10 protein-coding genes are annotated in these 20,359 nt (G+C 59.9%); 4 read left to right on the plus strand and 6 right to left on the minus strand.

The window, feature by feature from the left end; translation table 11 throughout:
• Positions 1 to 208 precede the first annotated feature (208 nt).
• The gene (locus tag KB449_RS33180) at positions 209 to 805 is read left to right on the plus strand and encodes a CBO0543 family protein (RefSeq protein ID WP_282912433.1); all 597 of its coding nucleotides are present in this window, start codon (positions 209 to 211) and stop codon (positions 803 to 805) included.
• Here the strand turns inward: KB449_RS33180 and KB449_RS33185 are convergent.
• From KB449_RS33185 to KB449_RS33205, 5 genes are all read right to left on the minus strand, one after another.
• Positions 784 to 1,737, minus strand: coding sequence for an acetylxylan esterase (locus KB449_RS33185; RefSeq protein ID WP_282912434.1), 954 nt, complete (start codon positions 1,735 to 1,737; stop codon positions 784 to 786). The genes KB449_RS33180 and KB449_RS33185 overlap by 22 nt on opposite strands.
• A 660-nt stretch (positions 1,738 to 2,397) precedes the next feature.
• Positions 2,398 to 7,974, minus strand: a complete 5,577-nt coding sequence (locus tag KB449_RS33190; protein ID WP_282912435.1) for an S-layer homology domain-containing protein — start codon at positions 7,972 to 7,974, stop codon at positions 2,398 to 2,400.
• A gap of 264 nt (positions 7,975 to 8,238) precedes the next feature.
• Positions 8,239 to 9,945: a type 2 periplasmic-binding domain-containing protein gene (locus KB449_RS33195; RefSeq protein WP_282912436.1), complete on the minus strand. Its 1,707-nt coding sequence runs from the start codon at positions 9,943 to 9,945 to the stop codon at positions 8,239 to 8,241.
• Positions 9,946 to 10,064: 119 nt separating this feature from the next.
• Positions 10,065 to 11,672 (minus strand): response regulator transcription factor, encoded by a 1,608-nt coding sequence (locus tag KB449_RS33200; protein WP_282912437.1) that lies wholly within the window; start codon positions 11,670 to 11,672, stop codon positions 10,065 to 10,067.
• A 37-nt stretch (positions 11,673 to 11,709) separates the two neighbouring features.
• Positions 11,710 to 13,488, minus strand: coding sequence for a sensor histidine kinase (locus tag KB449_RS33205; RefSeq protein ID WP_282912438.1), 1,779 nt, complete (start codon positions 13,486 to 13,488; stop codon positions 11,710 to 11,712).
• A gap of 149 nt (positions 13,489 to 13,637) precedes the next feature.
• On the opposite strand from KB449_RS33205, the gene KB449_RS33210 reads away from it, so the two are divergent.
• The gene (locus tag KB449_RS33210) at positions 13,638 to 14,579 is read left to right on the plus strand and encodes an ABC transporter permease (RefSeq protein ID WP_282912439.1); all 942 of its coding nucleotides are present in this window, start codon (positions 13,638 to 13,640) and stop codon (positions 14,577 to 14,579) included.
• 16 nt (positions 14,580 to 14,595) lie between these two features.
• Positions 14,596 to 15,468 (plus strand): carbohydrate ABC transporter permease, encoded by an 873-nt coding sequence (locus KB449_RS33215; protein ID WP_282912440.1) that lies wholly within the window; start codon positions 14,596 to 14,598, stop codon positions 15,466 to 15,468.
• Between the two features lie 1,441 nt (positions 15,469 to 16,909).
• Here KB449_RS33215 and bglX read toward each other — a convergent pair.
• The gene (gene bglX / locus KB449_RS33220; protein WP_282912968.1) at positions 16,910 to 19,045 is read right to left on the minus strand and encodes a beta-glucosidase BglX; all 2,136 of its coding nucleotides are present in this window, start codon (positions 19,043 to 19,045) and stop codon (positions 16,910 to 16,912) included.
• Positions 19,046 to 19,371: 326 nt separating this feature from the next.
• On the opposite strand from bglX, the gene KB449_RS33225 reads away from it, so the two are divergent.
• Positions 19,372 to 20,346, plus strand: coding sequence for a LacI family DNA-binding transcriptional regulator (locus KB449_RS33225; RefSeq protein WP_282912441.1), 975 nt, complete (start codon positions 19,372 to 19,374; stop codon positions 20,344 to 20,346).
• The last annotated feature ends 13 nt before the right edge of the window (positions 20,347 to 20,359 follow it).

Genomic DNA, 20,359 nt, shown 5'->3' on the forward strand with positions numbered 1-20,359 from the left:
CGTCCGCGTTACTCGGCATTATAGCATCGGCGGAGCTGAGGAGACGACGGCGGAAAGTTATCGTTTTCCTCGGTATCCTGCACGATTTAACCGGCGACCGCCTCGCCGCTCGCATAGTTATGCCGTTGCAGGCAACAATAACCAGAATGCGCCGTTGCGCAGAATCTCGCGGTTCCGGGCCGAATAAATCGAGGGGGGGCGAACGCGCATGTCGGAGAAGTCCCTGCTCGGAGAAATAGAGGATGTCCATCGAAAGCTGACCGAACTGAGACAAGACTACTGGCTGCACTACGATCTGTTTTCGCCTCAATGGTGGTTGATGCTCGCGGCTCTTATCCTGCCATGGATCGTCTGGTGGCGGCTCGTCGACAAATCGAGACTGAAGGATATTTTGTTATTCGGCGTCTCGATCGGTTACCTCATATTCTTGTTGGATCATTTCGGTTATGAGCTGAATTTATGGATATATCCGCATAAGCTTTTTAGATTTATTCCCGAGTTGTCGGCGGTCGACTTCGGGATGCTGCCCGTCTTGCACATGCTGGTTTATCAATACTTTCCCAAATGGCGGTCGTTTTTGATCGCAGAAACGATCATGGGCGCGGTGTTTGCATTTGTCTTAGAGCCCATTAGCGTATGGATCGGTGTATACGAGATGCTCCATTGGCAGCACTTTTACTCGTTTCCGATCTACGTCGCCAAATCCGCGCTCGTCAAAGGCGTTTTGGAGGGGCTGGGCCGCATACAATTCCGATCGTCTGCAAGCGCCCGGAGTACGGCGAACTATCGCGCCAACCGCGAGTAAAAAGCGTGAGCAGCCGCGTAATATCCCGGCGGAATCGCGTGTCCCATGAACGGATGGACCTCTATTGACTTGTCCGGGGAGGCGATCCGGTTGTAGGCGGCGAAGATGGTCTCGGGCAGGCAGGTCGTATCCTTCAGGCCGACCGTGACGTGCACGGGCAGCGCGATGCGATCCGCCAGATTCACGATGTCGAAGTAGCTTAGCGTGCGGAGCACATCGTCCAGGCTGTCCGGGAACCGCGTCGCGAAGTCCGCGGCTTCGGCGATCGAGCCGACCGACTGCATGATGCCGAGGTCCATGTGGCACATGTTCGGCACATGCGCGATCGCCGCCCGCAGCCCGGGAGCAAGCGCGGCCGCGAGCAGCGCCAGTCCGCCGCCCTGGCTGCCGCCGAAGGCGAATACGCGCGCGGGATCGACCTCGGGCATAGCCATCGCGCATCGGACGGCGCGCAGGGCGTCGATCGCGATCGCCCGGAAGTAGGAGCGCTCCGGATCGAGGATGCCCTTGGTGATCCAGCCCTTGGCCATGCCGTGCGCTTGCGGCAGCCCGTTGCCCGTATCGCCGCCTTGTCCGCGCACGTCGACGGCGAGTACGGCATAGCCCATGAGCAGCCATGCCGCATGCTCTTCGGGCAGACCCTTGGAGAGCGAGTAGCCGTGGAAGACGACGACGCAGGGAGCGGGCTGCTGCAGCGGATCCGGCGGCAGCAGGAACCAGGCGTGGACAGGCGTGTCGGCTGCGCCGGCATAGATCACTTTGAACACTTGCGCTTGCCGGAAAGGAGAGGCTGCGGGCTGGATCGCGGAATAGGCGGCCGATGCGTCGGCCTCCCGGCATGCGCGCGCCCAGAAGGCTTCAAGATCGTCGGGTGCGGTGTTGGAGGCGGTATATTGGCGCAGCGCTTCGATTCGCGCTTGAATGGCGTTCATTGCGGGCATAGCTCCTTTGCAATAAGAGGTGGCGTTCATCCCTGAGCCTACCGGATTCGTCGGCGGCCGAGTAGACGCAAAGCTGCACCTTTTGCGCGGGATCCTAGCTATTTTAGGGGGGGAATCTGGCGCGGAGTGGCGGAGGGGGCAAACGAGACGGTGTGTGGGTTCATGTGCTTTCCCTAGGCAGTAATTGGGCGCCGGAGTGGCGTGTGCGAGTCGAAGTGCTTTCCCTGGGCAGTACTTGGGCGCAGAGTCGCGTGTGCGAGTCGAAGTGCTTGCCCTGGGCAGCACTTGGCCGCCGGAGCCGCGTGTGCGAGTCGAAGTGCTTTCCCTCGGCCGTACTTGGGCGCAGAGTGGCGTGTGCGAGTCGAAGTGCTTGCCCTGGGCAGCACTTGGGCGCAGAGTCGCGTGTGCGAGTCGAAGTGCTTGCCCTGGGCAGTACTTGGGCGCAGAGTCGCGTATGCGAGTCGAAGTGCTTGCCCTGGGCAGCACTTGGCCGCCTGAGTCGCGTGTGCGAGTTGAAGTGCTTGCCCTGGGCAGCACTTGGCCGCCGGAGCCGCGCGTGAGTGCCGAATTTATGCGTTACAGCAAACGCAAAGAAGCCGCCCCCAAGTCAAAGGATATGACTCTGGGACGGCTCTTTGTGTTTAAGTCGGTTTAAATCAAGTCGGACTTTTGAAGCAATCGCTGCACGATCGCCGCGACCTCGGCTCTCGTGATGTAAGCCTTCGGATCCAGTCTCGTGGAAGTTCTCCCCTTGACCAGACCGGCCTGGACGTTGGCGGCGACACTGTCGATCGCCCACGTGGCGACAGAAGAGGCATCCGCAAACGAAAGAAATGCATCTTCGGCAGTCGCGCCGCGATCTCCGCTCAGCCCGGTGGCTTTCATCGCCTTGGCGATGATCACCATGGCTTGCTCCCGAGTAATCTTGTCGTTCGGGCGGAAGGTACCGTCCTCGAAGCCGCTGATCAAGTTGTAGGCAAAAGCGGTGTTGATCGCACTGCTGTACCCGGCCGATGTGCCGGCATCCGAGAACGGCGTCGTGCCATCTTCCAGCTTGAGCCCCAGGCCGCGAACGACGATCGCCGCGAATTCGGCGCGGGTGATGTCGCGATCCGGACTGAACAAGCCGTCGCCCGTGCCCCCGATGACCATGCGGGATCCCATATCGTTCACGCTGTCCTTGGCCCAATGGACGGCTACATCGCTGAATTGAAGCGGGTTCCATACGACTGCGTACGTACTGTTGGTCAGGCTGTTGATCACGACATAATCTTTGCCGTCGATCGTCGTCACTTTGCTCGGTACATGACGCACCGTTCCGTCAGGCTCCACGACGATGCCCGTGGTAATCTTGGCATGATCGGAGCCCTCAGGCAGGGCAATTTTTCGTTCGACGTAGCTGTTGAACTTCGTGACTTCAACGGTCTTATCGCCATAAGCTAGTTTGACTGTGAAGCTGATAGGCGGTACGACCAACGAAAAGTTGCCGCGGGTCGCCGCGTTCTCGACAATTTTGGCCACGTCGGCCGTCGGCGCTGCGATCTCGATCAGGACTTTGACGTCCCGCAGATCGATATTGGCGCCAAATTGTGCTACGACGGAGCTGAAGTTCACTTGCTGGACAGGTAGGTTGTAAATGGCATTTTTCGCCTGGAGTTCTACGACTGCGCGCTTCTGCTCCAAATTTTGAATGGCTTGGCCGTCGAACGCCACGATGATCCGATCCGACGCAGCCGCGACCGGAATCGTGATTATCGCACCTGTGCCTTCAACTGCAAGCCGCTCGGCCAGCTTCTGCGGGTCCAGGGTCACGGTGGTGACCGATCGTCCGTCGACTTGACTTGTAGTCGCGGAGCCTGCATATACGGCTTTGCCGTTCACGAGCACTTCGATATTAGTCGAAGCCGGTTGCCCGGTTCCCGTAGACACGTTCTCGGGGGCTTTGACGACTTGGATCACCGTAAACGACACGTCCGTCAAATGGTCGGCCGTAATCGTGACGGTAGCCGTATACGTTCCCGCGGCCAATCCGTCCTTGGCCGTAACCGTGAAGCTGGCAGCGGGGGAGCCGCTCTCCAGCGTCGAGGCAGGCTGCGTGAGGACGAAGTCCTCGGCGCCCTCGCCGCTCAGCGACACTGCGAGATTCGTCAATCCGCCGGTACCGGTATTCGCAATCGAGATCGTCTTTGTCTGCTGCGTTCCCGATGCGTAGCCTTGGAACAGCTCGGTTGCGGTCTGATCCGCGATCGGAGTAATGCTGTAAGTGAGCGGCGGTTCATGGACGACCTGTGTCACCTGGAACGATACATCCGTCAAATGCTCGGCCTTGATCGTGACCGTAGCGGTGTGCGTTCCCGCGGCGAGTCCGTCCTTTGCCTTGACCGTGAAGCTGGCGGCGGGCGAACCGCTCTCCAGCGTCGAGGCAGGCTGCGTGAGGACGAAGTCCTCGGCGCCCTCGCCGCTTAGCGACACTGCGAGATTCGTCAATCCGCCGGTACCGGTATTGGCAATCGAGATCGTCTTTGTCTGCTGCGTTCCCGATGCGTAGCCTTGGAACAGCTCGGTTGCGGTCTGGTCCGCGATCGGGGCAATGCTGTACGTTAGCGGCGGTTCATGGACGACCTGTGTCACCTGGAACGATACATCCGTCAAATGCTCGGCCTTGATCGTGACCGTAGCGGTGTGCGTCCCCGCTGCGAGTCCATCCTTGGCCGCGACCGTGAAGCTGGCAGCGGGGGAGCCGCTCTCCAGCGTCGAGGCAGGCTGCGTGAGGACGAAGTCCTCGGCGCCCTCGCCGCTTAGCGACACTGCGAGATTCGTCAATCCGCCGGTACCGGTATTCGCAATCGAGATCGTCTTTGTCTGCTGCGTTCCCGATGCGTAGCCTTGGACCAGCTCGGTTGCGGTCTGATCCGCGATCGGAGTAATGCTGTAAGTGAGCGGCGGTTCATGGACGACCTGTGTCACCTGGAACGATACATCCGTCAAATGCTCGGCCTTGATCGTGACCGTAGCGGTGTGCGTTCCCGCGGCGAGTCCGTCCTTTGCCTTGACCGTGAAGCTGGCGGCGGGCGAGCCGCTCTCCAGCGTCGAGGCAGGCTGCGTGAGGACGAAGTCCTCGGCGCCCTCGCCGCTTAGCGATACTGCGAGATTCGTCAATCCGCCGGTGCCGGTATTCGCAATCGAGATCGTCTTTGTCTGCTGCGTTCCCGGTGCGTAGCCTTGAACTAGCTCATCCGCAGTCTGATCCGCGATCGGAGCAATGCTGTACGTCAGCGCTTTGACCGTCACCTTGGCTATGGCGCTGGTCGTCGATACGACCTTGTAGCCCAGTGCTGTAGGATCCGTATTCGTAGCTACAGCATAATAGTACGTGACGCCGACGCTGTCCGTCGGTACCGCGTATTCGCCGTCAGTCGCGCCCGAGATGAGCGTGCCGTCCGTCGTGCTGTTCGTCGTGTTGCGGTACCACTGGTAGGTTAATACGCCGGTGACCGGTACGGTTGCCTCGACTTTTAGCGTTACGCTGCCGCCCTCATTCACCGTTTTATTCTTCGGATGCGTAAGGAAAACGGGTTTTTCTGCGTTCGCGTACACCGTTACTTTAATGACCTCGCCGGTCACAGAAGCGTATGTGATACCGGGAACGTCGTTGTTCGTATTCGTCACTACCGGATAATAATAATAAACTTCAAAGGCATGTCCGGGAGCCACCGCAGAATGCGCGTTAAAATTAGCATTCGTTGCCTGATTGACTGCTACGTTGCCGAATTCATCGTCTACCCGATACCACTGGTAAGTCAGCGTTCCGCCATCGGTGGAGCGAGCCGTCACGTTCAGCGTGAGCACGTCTCCCTCATTTACCGTCTGGTCGGAAGTCGTCTGGGTGTCGATTACGGGCGCTTGGGCATTTTCCAGCGCATTCACCGTTACTTTGGCGATACGGCTGGCGACCGATACGGTCTTGTTGCCCGGTGCATTAAGGTCAGTATTCGTCACGACGGCGTAATAATACGTTACGCCAGCATCCGCTGTCGGCACGGTAAGCGAGGTGCCGGTCGCATTCATAATCTGCGAGCTGCCGATGGTGCTGTTGCTATCGTTTCTGTACCACTGATAGCTCAACTGGCCGCTGCCGTTTAAGGTAGCGGCTACATGCAAGGTGATGCCGCCGCCTTCGTCTACCGTATCGTCCGCCGGCTCCGTGCCGATGGTCGGCAATTCCGCATCATCCAGCCCGTTCACCGTAACTTTGGCGGCTCTGCTGGCAACCGATGCGGTTTTAGTTCCCGTCACCGAGTTGTCGGTGTTGGTGACGACGACGTAATAGTAATTTACGCCTGCCGCTCCAGTCGGCACGGTAAACGAATCGCTTGTGGCACCCGCCAGTTGGAAGCCTCCAGTCGTGCTGCTGCTATCGTTCCTGTACCATTGGTAGCTTAACGTGCCGGTGCCGTTCGCGACTACGTGCAGGACGACGCTGTCGCCTTCGTCGACCATATCGTCTGCCGGCTCCGTGCCGATGGTCGGCGCTGCCGCATCGTCCAGCGCATTCACCGTAACTTTGGCCGCTCTGCTGGCGACCGATACGGTTTTCGTGCCCGCCACCGAGTTGTCGGTATTGGTGACGACGACATAATAATAATTGACGCCCGCGCTTCCTGTCGGTACGGTAAACGAGTCGCTGGTCGCGTTCGTTAGCTGGACGCCACTCGAGGTGCTGTCGCTATCGTTTCTGTACCATTGGTAGCTTAACGTGCCCGTACCGCTCGCAGCTACGTGAAGGATCACGCTGTCTCCGACATCAACCGAATCGTCTGCCGGCTCCGTGCCGATGGTCGGCGGCGCAGCACTGGCCAACGCGTTCACCGTTATTTTGGCTGCGTTACTGGCGACAGATGCGGTCTTCGTGCCCGCCACCGAGGCGTCTGTATTGGTGACGATGACGTAATAGTAATTTACGCCTGCGGATCCTGTAGGTACGGTAAACGAGTCGCCGATTGCGTTCGCCAGCTGGAAGCCTCCGGCGTTGCTGTCGCTATCGTTTCGATACCATTGGTAGCTTAACGAGCCTGAGCCGCTCGCGGCTACGTGAAGGACGACGCTGTCGCCTGCATCAACCGTATCGTCTGCCGGCTGCGTACTGATGGTTGGCGGCGCAGCGTTGGCCAACGCGTTCACCGTGACCTTGGCTACCGCGCTGGCGACAGATGCGGTTTTGTCGCCCGGAGCCGAGTTGTCCGTATTCGTCACGACAACAAAATAATAAAATACGCCGGAACCCCCGGTCGGTACGGTAAACGAGTCGCTGGTCTTCCCGCCGAGTTGTACGCTGCTATCGGCGCTGGCGCTATCGCTCCTATACCACTGGTAGCTTAACGTACCGCTGTCGCCCGCGTTCAAGCTAGCTTCTACGTGCAGAACCACGCTGTCGTTCTGGTCAACCACCGTATCGGCTGTCGGCTGGGTGTCGATTTTAGGCGTCGCCGCCCCCGCCAGCGCGTTTACTTTGACTTTGGCCGTACGGCTGGTCACCGATGCGGTCTGCGTGCCCGGAATCGAGGTGTCCGTATTGGTGACGACGACATAGTAATCATTTTCGCCGGCACTTGTCGTAGGCACAGTCAATGAAGCGCCGGTCTTGCCCGAAAGCGCGAAGAGGCCATTGACAGGATCGCTCCTGTACCATTGGTAGCTCAGTACGCCGCCGCCGCTAACTTGCGCCGTGACTACCAGCGTGATGCTGGCGTGGTCGCCGACATTCATCGTCTGATCGGCCGGCTGCAAGGTAATCGTAGGCTGCGGGGCGTCATCCGCCGAATTTACGGTCAGGGTTACGGTATCCGACTCTACTGTAGACACAGTATTACTCGCCACGAGCCGGTACTTATAGCCGCTCATCCCGATCGTTGCAGCGGTAATGGACAACGTATCTGAATGCACGCCGTCGTATGGCGCTGTGTTGTCAACATCCGCAAAACCCGAGCCCGTATCCACTTGCCATTGAAGAGTGTCGTAATTGCCCGCCACTGCGGTAAAGGAAGCGTCCTGGCCCGCATTGATCGTTGCATCTTGAGGTTGTTCTTCAAAATGCGGTGGAGCGGATTCTGCATAGATTCTGGTTCCGAAATTTCCGATCAGCGAGGCGTAAACAACCGTGCAGACCAAAAACATAACGGACATCCGCAGCATACGTTTCGATGTTCTTTTCCATGTTGAATAACCCATCTGCTTCGCATCGTCTCCCAGCTTAAATTGGCCTGAATGCTGCATCTCGCGATGATTAACCGTTTGCACTTCCTTTCAGCCAATGCCGTTGCCCCTCATGCAGCCCCATGAAAATATTGGATGCGACCTTAAAATTATAATATATTTTGGCAAAATGATATATCGATATCCGGTTTTATTCGCGCATTTTCGCCATTTTTCGAACGCAAAAAAGACGGCCGCGAGATTGCTCTCGCGCCGTCCTGATTTTCCCGCCGATCCGCCTTATTGCGATACCGACTTGAACCAATCGTTGACTTCCTTGGTGACTTGATCGCCGCCGTTCGCCTTCCAGCTCGTGACGAAGGTGTCGAACGCGTCGATCGGCAGCTTGCCGTAGATGATCTTGTTAAACGTCTCGAGCTCGGATTGACGCAGGAGGTTCCACTTGGAGATCATGGTCGGCGTCGCGGCGCCGGTGAAGTAGTTCTGCCTGCGGACGTCGATCTGCGACATGACGACCTTCGCTGCGTACCAGTTTTCCGGCTTGCGGGACTCGGCTTGCTGCTTCTCGTAAGGCGTCTCCGGCTTGCCGCCGTCGGCGAGCTTGACGAGGGTCTTCATGTACAGGTCCGGGATGCGCGCCGGGCCGGTGATGAACGGGAACTTGTCGTTGTAGTTCTTGATCTTGGCCGCGTCGCTCGTCGGCTGGCCGTCGACGATATCCCAGTCGTAGCCTTTGGCGAAGCCGTGCTCGTACGGGCTGCCTGCAGGCGGGTTGGCCAGATTGTCCAGCATGTAGTTGTAGTACAGCAGGATCGCTTCCGGATGCGCGGCGTTCTTGTTGATCATGAAGCTGCTGTTGACGCCGGAATTCTGCCACTTGGTGCCAATCTTGCCGTCCGGACCTGCAGGTACCGGATAAGCCTTGTACTTCGCGCCTGCCACGTTCTTGAGCAGGTCCGGCGCCGGCCAGTCCGGCACCCAGTTCGCGCCCGGCAGCACGCCGGCGTTGCCCTTCGTCCAGATCTCGGCGGACTTGCCTTCGTCCCACAGCGCGGTATCCGGGTGAATGTAGCCCTTCTTCATCCACTCCTGCAGCTTCGCCAGCGCTTGCTTCGCGCCCGGGTTCACGGAGCCGTACTCGAGGTTGCCGTCGGCGTCCTTGTTCCACTGCTCTTCGATCGTGCCGTACGCGCCGAACAGCCAGTCGAGGCCGCCCATCCACGTGTTCGTGTTGTTCTTGAGCGAGATGGCGAGCGGGTAGACGTCCTTCGGCGCCAAGCCGTCGGGATTCTGGTTCTTGAACTTGTCCATGATGTTCTCGAGATCCGCGATCGTCTTCGGTGCCTGGAGGTTAAGCTTCTCCATCCAGTCCTCGCGGAGCCAGAGCAACGTGTCGTCGTTGTCCGTGTACTCCATGATCGGCAGGTTCCAATGCTTGCCGTCCTTGGTGAACGGATACCACAGCTCCGGATGCTGAGCGGCGTGGTCTTTCCAAACCTTAGTGGCGTACTTGTCGAAAAGCTCGTCGATCGGCATGAACTCGCCGGAGTCGATCAGTTGGTTGGTCAGCACCGAGTCGGTCGGCACCATGATGAAGTCGGGCAGCTTTTCGCCGGAAGTCAGGGCGAGCTGCAGTTGCTGCTTGTATTGGTCGCTGCCTGCCGGATACCACGTATCCTTGCTCAACTTGAGGCCGAGCGTGTCGAGCATCCAGCGGTCGTGAACGTTGTTCTCTTTGGTGTCGCCGTTCGAGTACGTCGTCGGCATAAGGATCGTGCTGATCTCGATCGGCGGATCGTACTTGCCTGCCGCAAAAGCCTTGTCCGCTACGGATTGCTCGGACGATGCGGTTGCGCTGGCGCCCGATACCGCGCCGGACGGGCTTGCCGCACCGTTGCCGTTGCCGTTCCCGTTGCTCGCGCAACCGGCCAGCATGGCGACCGACAGGGCCGCGGGAACGAGCCAGGACTTCTTGAATTTAGCCATTTTTTATCCCCCACTTGTCGTGATGACTGCATGTGTTAACTGTACCAACCGTTCGGGGAGGGCTTCCATATGGCGATATTAGTTTTCGTAGGACTCTGTTAGGTTGTTGGCGAAACGTTTCAATGACGCTCCCTGTACTCCTGCGGTGTGACGTCGAACTGACGCTTGAACACCTTGATGAAGTACGCGGGGTCGAGGTAGCCGATCTCCGTGCTGATCTCGTAGATCTTCTTGTCCGTCGACTTGAGCAGGTGGCAGGCGCGGCTCATGCGCAGCGCGGCGACGTAGTCGCTGATGCCCTCGCCGGTCTCCAGCTTGTAAATCTTGGACAGGTGCGTCGGATGCAGATTGACGTGGTCGGCGAGCGCGCGCAGCGAGACGTCGAGGTGAAGATTCGCGTCCACGTAAGCCTGAATCTTCTGCACGTAATGCGAGCGCGCGTCCTGGGCGTCGTCGACCGTACCCTCGCGCAGTCGGGCGAGCGCCGCGAGCGCCCATTTGCGCAGCTTGCCTATCGAGGCGAACGTCTCCCCGAGCTGCGCCAGCTCGTCTTCCCCGCCGAGCAGGCCGGCCAGCGTCTTGCCGCCGCGATGCGCCAGATGCATGAAAGCCGACGAGATCGCGAAGCCGACCTCCATGCAGTGTTCCCAGGATTCGGAGCCTTTGTCCTCCAGCTCCGCGAAGACCGCGGCGAGCTTGTCCTCGGCGGCATCCCATCTCCCCGCCTCGAGCAGATGGAGGAGGACCGGCGGCCGGTGCAGCACCTCCAGCGCTCCGAGCGAGGACGGCTGCTCCGCGGGATCGACCTTCATGACGAACTCGCGCTCGTCCCCGACGATCCGCCGGAAATACGAAGACGCCTGACGGTATTGCTCCGCGAGCTCGCCGGGAAAGCGGAAGGGCTCCGTGATGACGACGGACAGCGAGCCCTTTAGATACTGTTTGACCTTGGCCTGCACCTGCATGGCCAGATTCTCGAGCAGAAGGTCCGGCCGGTCCGGCGTCGCACCCTGCTTCAATTGCAAGAGAAACGCCAGGTAGCCGTGCTCCTCCTTGACGCTCCATACCTCCATGAACTCGCCGAAGATTTCCTCTGCGATATTCGTGATCGCATACTCGAGGAGATGCTGCCCGTTGTTCCGATAAGGATCGAACTCGTCCTCCAGGCGCACCAGCGCGAGTGCGCAGTTCCCGTCGCGGAACGGCAGTCCATACGTATCCAGCTTGCGCGCCCACTCCTCGGCGGACATGCGCTCGCCCCGAATGGCGCCGAGCAGTAGCTGCCCGCGCAGCAGCGGCAAATTCTCGCGCAGGGCGAACTGCGTGCGCTCCAGCGAGCTGACGCGCTCCCACTCCGCGTTCAGCTGTTCGATCGCCGCGCGGACGGCCCCGAACAGCTCCTCGTCGGTCGGCGGCTTGAGCAGGTAGTCGACCGCATGGTTACGGACGGCCTCCTTGGCATAATCGAAGTCCGCATGACCGGACAGGATGATGCACTTGATCCGCTTGTCGTACGCTCTAATTTTCCCGATGAGCTCCACGCCGGTCATTTCGGGCATAATAATGTCCGAGATGACGATGTCGATCGGGTGCGTGTGGATAATCTGGAGCGCCTCGCGCGCGGAATACGCCTTGTGGACCTGCTCGATGCCGAGCGTGTGCCAGGGCTTGTGCATGGACAGATTGTCGACCCAGTGCGCTTCGTCGTCTACGATGAGCATTTGCATATGAAAGCACTCCTTGTCCGGTTCCGTAGGATATGAGTCATGACGCTGGCTTCGGCATCTCCCAGACGATCTCCGAGCGGACGCCGCCAAGTTCCGATTGCGTAAAGTGAAGGCTCGATCGCGTGCCGAAGCAGTGAACGATGCGCTGATTCGTATTCCACAAGCCTGCGCCCATGTCTTCTTCGAGCGGGCCCGTCAGCCTCTGATTCAACAGCGCTTGGCGCTCCGGGTCCATGCCCGGTCCGTCGTCGTCGACGAAGATGCGGCAGAGGCCGTCCGACATTTCCCCGCGGATGCGAATCTCGCCCGAGGCGAACGATTTGCCGACGCCGTGAATGACGGCATTTTCGACGAGGGGCTGCAGCATCAGGCGCGGCACCTGCTGGGCCAGCATCTCCTCGGGCACGTCGATCGTATAGTGAATGCGGCCGTTGCGCAGCTTTTGAATGTCCAGATAGTTCACGATCAGCTTTATTTCCTCCGCGAGGCTTGCCGTTTCCTTTTCCATCCGCGTGATGTATCGGTAATAGGCGCTGAGGTTGTATCCCATCGCGACGACGGCATCGTTCTCCTTCATCTGCGCCATGTTAATCATGTAACCGAGGCAGTTGTACAGAAAATGCGGATTAATCTGCGCCTGCAGCTGCTTCATCGTCGCCTCCTGCGCGCGCATCCGCTCCTTCAACACGTTTTCGATCAGGCTCTCGATCTGCCGCGACATATCGTTAAACCGGTAGAACAAAAACGTGAACTCGCCGTTCGCTTTAGCGTCGATGCGCGCCGAGAAGTCGCCGCGCTGCACCCTTTTGAGGCCGCCGATCAGCTTAACGATGGGACGCTGCACGTCTCTATAGAGCAGTACGGAGATGAAGGTGCCGAACAGGAAGAGCAGCAGCATCGACAGGTAAAAGAGATTGCGGCTCGAGGAGATTGGCCCCAGAACCTGGTCGAGCGGCGCGATGTCCACGAGATAGCCGCCGAGCAGCGGGGACTTCACAAGACTGACCAGGTAGCTGTCTCCGTCCAGGCGGATCGTCTGCTGCATCGTCTCGCCCAGGCTCAGCCCGTCCAGGTAAGACCGGACCTCCGTCACAAGCTTGGCGGACGACGTACGGTTGGGGATCGGGGCACGACCCTTATAGTAGAACAGCGGATCGCCTTGGCCGCCTTCCTTGTACGTGTCCAGCATGTTCTGGATGTTCTCCCGGCCGAAGCTGGCCTGCACGACCAGATTGCTCCCCGTCAGCTTGTTCTGGTGCCCGAACGAATCGGTGTAAAGCCAGCGGAACGCCTTCGCTTCTCCCATGGCTGTCGCTTGGTCGTCGTAGATCCAATTGCCCGACAGGTTGCGCGCCAGATAGTCCTCGTCGTAAGGGGCATCCGTGCTAGAGTTGGTCACGGCTTCTTTGTGCACCTGCGAGTACACCGTGAACTCGACCGGCCAGATCGTCACGATGCCGGATTGCAGCTCCATTTTCTCCTGCAGCATGTACTTCGTCTGCATCCGGTCGTACTGGTCGTCCCAAACGCCGAGCCCGTTGAACTTCTGGACGTTCGGATCCTTGGAAAACGTGAAGACGAAGTCCATCGTCTGGTTGATCCGCGAGTCGATCTGGCTCGAGAGGAACGACAGCTGACTGATGTTCGAGGCCCGCATCTCCGTGCCGATGACGCGGTTCGCGACGTTGTTGGCGTAGGCGAACACGATGCCGATCGGGATAAACAGGGCGACGATGAGTCCCGTGTACTTGGCGAACATGCTCATTTTTAGCGGCCCGCCCTTCATCGAAAGGGCGCCTTCCATATTCCAGCGCATACGCGCGTTCCTCCCTCTGCTCCAATTGCTTAACAAAACCCTATCGATCCTAACAATGTCTTATAGTTGTAAGGCCTTTCCGGTTGCTACTATGGCTTAACAAGGGTTCGCTCTGTGCCCATCAATCGATCCGCAAACGGGGGAGAGCTATGGAAGCAAATACATCCAAGTCCGCGGCTCGCGAGCTCAAGGACAGAAAACGCGGCTACAAGCAGCCTTGGACGCTGCATCTCATGGTGCTGCCGGCCGCCCTGCTCGTGCTTATCTTTTCCTACGTCCCGATGCTGGGAAACGTCATGGCATTCCAGGACTACAAGGCCAGGCTCGGGTTCGCCCACTCGCCGTGGGTCGGGTTCAAGCATTTCCACTATATGTTCACGAACGATTACTTCGTCAAGATCATCGGCAACACGCTGCTGTTCGCCTGCTCGAAGGTCGTTCTGAACCTCGTCGTGCCTTTCCTGTTCGCGCTGCTGCTGAACGAGGTGCGCAAAATGGGGCTCAAGCGTTCGATCCAGACGTTCGTTTATCTGCCTCACTTCCTGTCTTGGGTCACGCTGTCGGGCATCCTGATCGACGTGCTCGGCCAGACCGGCATCGTCAACCAGCTGCTGACGAGCGCTTTTGGCATCAAGCCGATCTTCTTCCTCGGCGACGGCACCTGGTTCCGCGTCACGATCATCGTGAGCGACGTCTGGAAGGAGTTCGGCTTCAACACGATCATCTTCCTCGCGGCGCTGTCCGGCATCAACCCGGCGTTGTACGAGGCGGCCGAGGTCGACGGCGCTTCCCGCTGGAAGCAGACGCTCAACATCACGGTGCCGTCTCTGCTGCCGATCCTCATCGTCGTCGCGACGCTGGCAATGGGCAACGTCCTGAACGCCAACTTCGACCAGGTGTTCAACCTGTACAGCCCGATGATCTACCAGCAAGGCGACATCATCGACACGTTCGTCTACCGCGAAGGCCTCCTGGGCGGACAATTCAGCTTCGCGACGGCCGTCGGCTTCTTTAAGTCGGTGATCAGCCTCGTCCTGATCGTCTTCTCGTACCGGCTCGCCTACAAATACGCAGGATACCGGATTTTCTAGAAAGGGGTGAAGCCTCGTGTATCATAAAACGCTATCTTACCGCGTGTTCAGCGCATTCAACAATACGGTGCTCCTGGTGATCGCAATCCTCTGCCTCCTGCCAATGTTCCACCTGCTGATGGTATCCCTGAGCTCCAGCGCCGCGGCCAACGCGGGGCTGGTCACGCTCTGGCCCAAGGGACTGACGTTCGATGCTTACGAGAAGACGTTCCGCAACGCCAACTTCCTCAAGTCGCTCTGGATCTCCATCGAGCGGACGGTGCTCGGCACGGCGCTCGGCATGCTCGTCAACGCGATCGCGGCTTACGCGCTGTCTAAGGACACGCGGGTGTTCCGCGCGCGCAACGTATATCTCTGGTTCTTCGTCGTCACGATGCTGTTCCCGGGCGGACTCATCCCGAGTTATATTTTGATCCTGAAGCTGCATCTGATCAACAACCTGTTCGCGCTCATCCTGCCGGGCCTGGTCGCCGTCTACAACATCATCCTGCTCCTCAACTTCTTCCGCTCCGTGCCGAAGGAGCTCGAGGAAGCCGCATTCATCGACGGCGCGGGGCATGTGCGGACGTTCTGGGCCGTCTACCTGCCCATCTCCCTGCCGTCGCTGGCGACCGTGTCTCTATTCACGATGGTCAGCCACTGGAACGCGTATTTCGACGGCCTCATCTATATGAAGGACGCCGCCAAGCTCCCGCTCGCCAGCTTTATGCAGACAATCATCGTGCAAGCGGACATGACCAAGTTCGACCCGGCCGCGATCGCGGGCCTGTCCCAGCGCACGCTGCGGGCGTCCCAAATCTTCATCGGCGCGCTGCCGATCCTGATCGTGTACCCGTTCCTGCAGCGCTACTTCGTCAAAGGCATCGTCATCGGCGCGGTGAAAGAGTAACAGGTAGTAAAGGCGCGTCCGGCAGAGCCGATCGCGCTTTTTTTGCGTGCAGCCGTATGCGTGCAAAATCTTTTCCCGTACCGGCATCATATTGCTGACAGGCTCCGGCGCAGAAACCATCGCCGGAGCGCCAGTTGCACGGAAAAACCGTGTAACTCCACAGGAACCATCGCGGGGGGACGCCAGTTGCACGGAAAAACCGTGTAACTTCGCAGGGACCATCGCGGGGGTCGCCAGTTGCACGGAAAAACCGTGTAACTCCGCAGAGACCATCGCGGGGAGTGCCAATTGCACGGAAAAACCGTGTAACTCCGCAGAAACCATCGCCCGCGAGTGCCAGTTGCACGGAAAAACCGTGTAACTCCGCAGAAACCATCGCCGGGAGCGCAAGTTGCACGGAAAAACCGTGTAACTCCGCAGAAACCATCGCCGCACGGAAAAACCGTGTAACTCCGCAGGGACCATCGCGGGGAGTGCCAATTGCACGGAAAAACCGTGTAACTCCGCAGAAACCATCGCCGGGAGCGCCGATTGCACGGAAAAACCGTGTAACTCCGCAGAAACCATCGCCGGGAGCGCCGATTGCACGGAAAAACCGTGTAACTCCGCAGAGACTATCGCCGCGAGTGCCAATTGCACGGAAAAACCGTGTAACTCCGCAGAGACTATCGCCGCGAGTGCCAATTGCACGGAAAAACCGTGTAACTCAGCAGAAACCATCGCCCGTGAGTGCCAATTGCACGGAAAAACCGTGTAACTCCGCAGAAACCATCGCCCGCGAGTGCCAGTTGCACGAAAAAACCGTGTAACTCCGCAGAAACCATCGCCCGCGAGTGCCAGTTGCACGGAAAAACCGTGTAACTCCGCAGGGACCATCGCCCGCGAGTGCCGGTTGCACGGAAAAACCGTGTAACTCCGCGTAACCCTATGCCGATCAGCGTAAAAAGGGCGCTAACGCCACATCAGGGAAACTCCTTGCTGTAGCGATGAGCGCCAAAAGGCACTAACGCCGCCGCGCAGGCGCTCAGGAAGGCGCCGATAAGCGCCAAAAGGCATTAACGCCGCCGAGCAGGCGCGCAGGAAGGCGCCGATGAGCGCCAAAAGGCACTAACGCCGCCGCGTAGGCGCGCAGGAAGGCGCCGATAAGCGCCAAAAGACACTAACGCCACCGCGCAGGCGCTCAGGAAGGCGCCGATGAGCGCCAAAAGGCACTAACGCCGACGGTGATGTCACTTTTTTGCAGACAAATCGAGTGTAATTCCGCAGAAATCACAGCCCGGAAGTACTGTGCACGCAATATAATGCAACCACTCCCGCTATGGTCTGGGGAAGGTGCCGGTGAGTATCGCGCCGCGCCCTACGTCAGCCCGAAACTTCAGCGTAGCCCATAATCCCTGCAAAGGAAAGCCCTCAGGAGCGCGCTCCGAGGGCTTTCCTTTATTTACTTGACGAGCCTGAACGGCAGCGCCGCGACGTCGCGGCTGTTCGGGCCGACCATCGCAAGGAACGCGCCGGCGTCGCTGGCGAGCGTCAGGTCCGCGTGGTAATACCGCAGCTGGCTCTCGCTCAATTCGAACGCGACCTCGGCGCTCTCGCCCGGCTGCAGCTCGATCTGGCGGAAGCCCTTGAGCTCCTTGACCGGCCGCACGACCTCGCCCGCGATGTCGCGGACGTAGAGTTGGACGGTCTCGACGCCAGCCACCGGACCGACGTTGGTGACGCGCAAACTAACCGTGACCGGCGCATCCGGCGTGATCTCGTCCGCCGACAGCGCAGCTTCGCCGTATTCGAACGCGGCATAGCCCAGGCCGTAGCCGAACGGCAGCAGCGGCTCGTTCGGAATGTCCAGGTACTGCGACACATAGCGCACCTGCGCGTCCGGCGCGCCTTGAGGACGCCCGGTGTTGAAGGCGTTGTAATACACCGGCACCTGGCCGACGCTGTGCGGGAACGACATCGTCAGGCGGCCCGACGGATTGGCGTCGCCGTAGAGCAGATCGGCGACCGCCGTGCCGCCTTCGGAGCCGGGGAACCAGGCTTCCAGCACGGCATCGGCTTCGTCGATGACGCCGTGCAGGTCGAGCGGCCGTCCGTTGAACAGCACGGCCACGACCGGCTTGCCGAACGTCTTGACGCGGCGGATCAGCGCGAGCTGCGCCTCCGGCAGGCGGATGTCCGCCCGGCAGCCGGCTTCGCCGCTCATGTCGGAGTGCTCGCCGAGCGCGAGCACGATGACGTCGGCGTCCCCCGCGGCGGCCGCGACCTCAAGCAGCTGCGCCTCGGTCGAGTCTGTCTCGATGCCGCAGCCTTCGGCGACGGTTACCGCGCCCGGCGCCGCCGCCTTGGCGCGGATGGCTTCGGACACGCGGACGACCGCGTCCTGCGATCCGGTCCACGACCAAGGCCCGAGCAGGTCGCCGCTGCGGGCGAACGGACCGATGACCGCCACCTTGCGCGCAGGCGAGAGCGGCAGGACGCCGTCGTTTTTCAGCAGCACGCACGACTTGTGCGCCAGCTCCAGCGCGGCCGCGCGGTGCGCGTCGCTGAACACGATTTCCCGCTCACGCTCGGGATCGGCCGCGCGGTACGGATTTTCGAACAGGCCGAGCTTGTCCTTGAGCTGCAGAATGCGCAAGACCGCTTCGTCGATCAGCGCCGCGTCCACTTCGCCGGCTTCGATGAGCTCGGACAGGTGCTTGGCGTAGCACGACGTCATCATCTCGATGTCGACGCCGGCCTTCATCGCCTTAAGCGCGGCTTCGCGCTCGTCCTCGGCGATGCCGTGCGCGATCAGCTCCTTGACCGCGCCCCAGTCGGAGATGAGTATACCGTCGAAGCCCCATTCCTCCCGCAGCAACTGCCGCATAAGCGGCACGTTGCCGGTGGCCGGAACGCCGTCGACCGTGTTGAACGACGTCATCACCATCTCGCAGCCTTCGTCGAGCGCGGCCTTGTACGCCGGCAGGTAGAACTCGCGAAGTTGGCGCTCCGACAGGTCGACGGTATTGTAGTCGCGTCCGGCTTCGGCTGCGCCGTAGGCGGCGAAATGCTTAACGCAGGCAGCAACCCGGTCCGGATCGCCCGACAGGTCGTCGCCCTGGAATCCGCGGACGAACGCTCTCGCGAACAACGCATTCAAATACGGGTCTTCGCCTGTCGACTCCATGACCCGCCCCCAGCGGGGATCGCGCACGAGATCGACCATCGGGGCGTACGTGACGTGAACGCCGGACACGGACGCTTCCTTGGCGGCGATCTCCGCGCTGCGCTCCGCGAGCGCGAGATCCCACGAGCAGCCGATGGCGAGCGGCACGGGGAAAATCGTCTTGAAGCCGTGCACGATGTCGGCCATCATGAGGAGCGGAATGCCCAGGCGATTGCGCTCGAGATGCTTGCGCTGGACGTTGATCGTCTCCTGCGCGCCGGCCATGCCGAGCACGGACCCGGCGTTACGCACGGTATCCTCGCCGATGCCGAGCGAGGCCATCGGGCCGGTAATCAGGCCGGCCTCCGACGCGCCTTCGAAGAAGGGGACGGCGAGCTGGATCAGTTGGGCGATCTTCTCGTCCAGGGTCATGCGTTCGAGGTAAACGTGCAGCGGCAGCTTCTCCGGAGAGGACGAAGACAAAGGAGCTTTAGGATCGGACATGATGTATATAACCCTCTTTCTGAAATGATAGCGGTTTATCGAAACGTTTCTACGGATAGTATAATTCTGCATTCGACAGGCGTCAAACCCTATATTTTCTGTTGATTACGGGGCGCGTTTCAGATAAATTTAGAGCATAGCGAACAGGAGAGGGCTTATCCGTTTAGATATACGGCCTCATTTCGAATAAATTGAAACGTTTCGCAAGTCTGACTTGTGCAAATCGCGGGTTTCGGGAAATGGAGATGAAAAGCTTGGTCAGCATCAAGGATATCGCGAGCGCCGCGGGTGTCTCGATCTCCACCGTGTCCTATGCGCTCAACGGCAGCGACCGGATTACAAAGGAGACCGCGGACCGGATTCAGTCTATCGCTAACGAGCTGGGCTACGTACCGAACCGGGCCGCCCGCTTGCTGAAGAAACGGGAAACGATGCTCGTCGGCGTCTTTTTAACGGACTTCAGCGGGCACTTCTATGGAGACCTGCTGTTCGGGCTCAAGGAGGAGTTGAACCGCAGAGACTACGATCTCATCGTCTGCAGCGGCCGCCGGTCGCACCGGATGATACCGGAGCGGGCGTTCGACGGGGCGATCATCCTCGACGCGACGTTCGCCGACGAGGAGCTGATCGGCTATGCGGACCGCGGGCACAAGCTGGTCGTCCTCGACCGCGAGCTTGATCATCCCAACGTCAATCAGGTGCTGCTCGACAACAAAGCGGGCGCGACGCTGGCCGTGGAATATCTGCTAGGTCAGGGACTCAGCCGGATCTGCGCCGTCGGCGGGCCCGAGTCGGCCTTCGATGCGCAGCAGCGGATGCGGGCGGTCAGGCAGGCAGTGGAGCGCGTGCCGGAGGCGAGCCTCGAAGAACTCCCGGGCGCCTTCGACAAGGCGTCCGGCTATGCCGCGGGTCCGCGGATCGCAGAGGCCGCCGGGGAAGGACCGGCGGGCGTTTTCTGCCTGAACGACGAGATGGCGATCGGACTATGCGACTACTTAAGGACGCAGACCGCCCTGCAGATCGGAAAAGACGTGCATGTGGTCGGCTACGACAATATCGAACTCGCGCAGTACATGCAGCCCCGGCTGGCTACGATCGACTATTCCAAACGCAAGTGGGGAGCGCTCGCCGCCGAACAGCTGCTGAAAATGCTGGAGGGCCGGCCGGTCGAGCAGGAACGGATCTACGTGCGGCTGGTTGAAGGCGAATCGGTGGGAAAAGCATACTAGGCTAAAACGCGAG

It is taken from the genome of Cohnella hashimotonis, from assembly GCF_030014955.1.
In the GTDB taxonomy this organism is placed as follows: Bacteria; Bacillota; Bacilli; order Paenibacillales; family Paenibacillaceae; genus Cohnella; species Cohnella hashimotonis.

Bases quoted from the DNA above. Each gene is read 5' to 3' on its own strand.
- KB449_RS33180 (WP_282912433.1), top strand. From the start codon at position 209: ATGTCGGAGAAGTCCCTGCTCGGAGAAATAGAGGATGTCCATCGAAAG.
- KB449_RS33185 (WP_282912434.1), bottom strand. From the start codon at position 1,737: ATGAACGCCATTCAAGCGCGAATCGAAGCGCTGCGCCAATATACCGCC.
- KB449_RS33190 (WP_282912435.1), bottom strand. From the start codon at position 7,974: ATGGGTTATTCAACATGGAAAAGAACATCGAAACGTATGCTGCGGATG.
- KB449_RS33195 (WP_282912436.1), bottom strand. From the start codon at position 9,945: ATGGCTAAATTCAAGAAGTCCTGGCTCGTTCCCGCGGCCCTGTCGGTC.
- KB449_RS33200 (WP_282912437.1), bottom strand. From the start codon at position 11,672: ATGCAAATGCTCATCGTAGACGACGAAGCGCACTGGGTCGACAATCTG.
- KB449_RS33205 (WP_282912438.1), bottom strand. From the start codon at position 13,488: ATGCGCTGGAATATGGAAGGCGCCCTTTCGATGAAGGGCGGGCCGCTA.
- KB449_RS33210 (WP_282912439.1), top strand. From the start codon at position 13,638: ATGGAAGCAAATACATCCAAGTCCGCGGCTCGCGAGCTCAAGGACAGA.
- bglX (WP_282912968.1), bottom strand. From the start codon at position 19,045: ATGACCCTGGACGAGAAGATCGCCCAACTGATCCAGCTCGCCGTCCCC.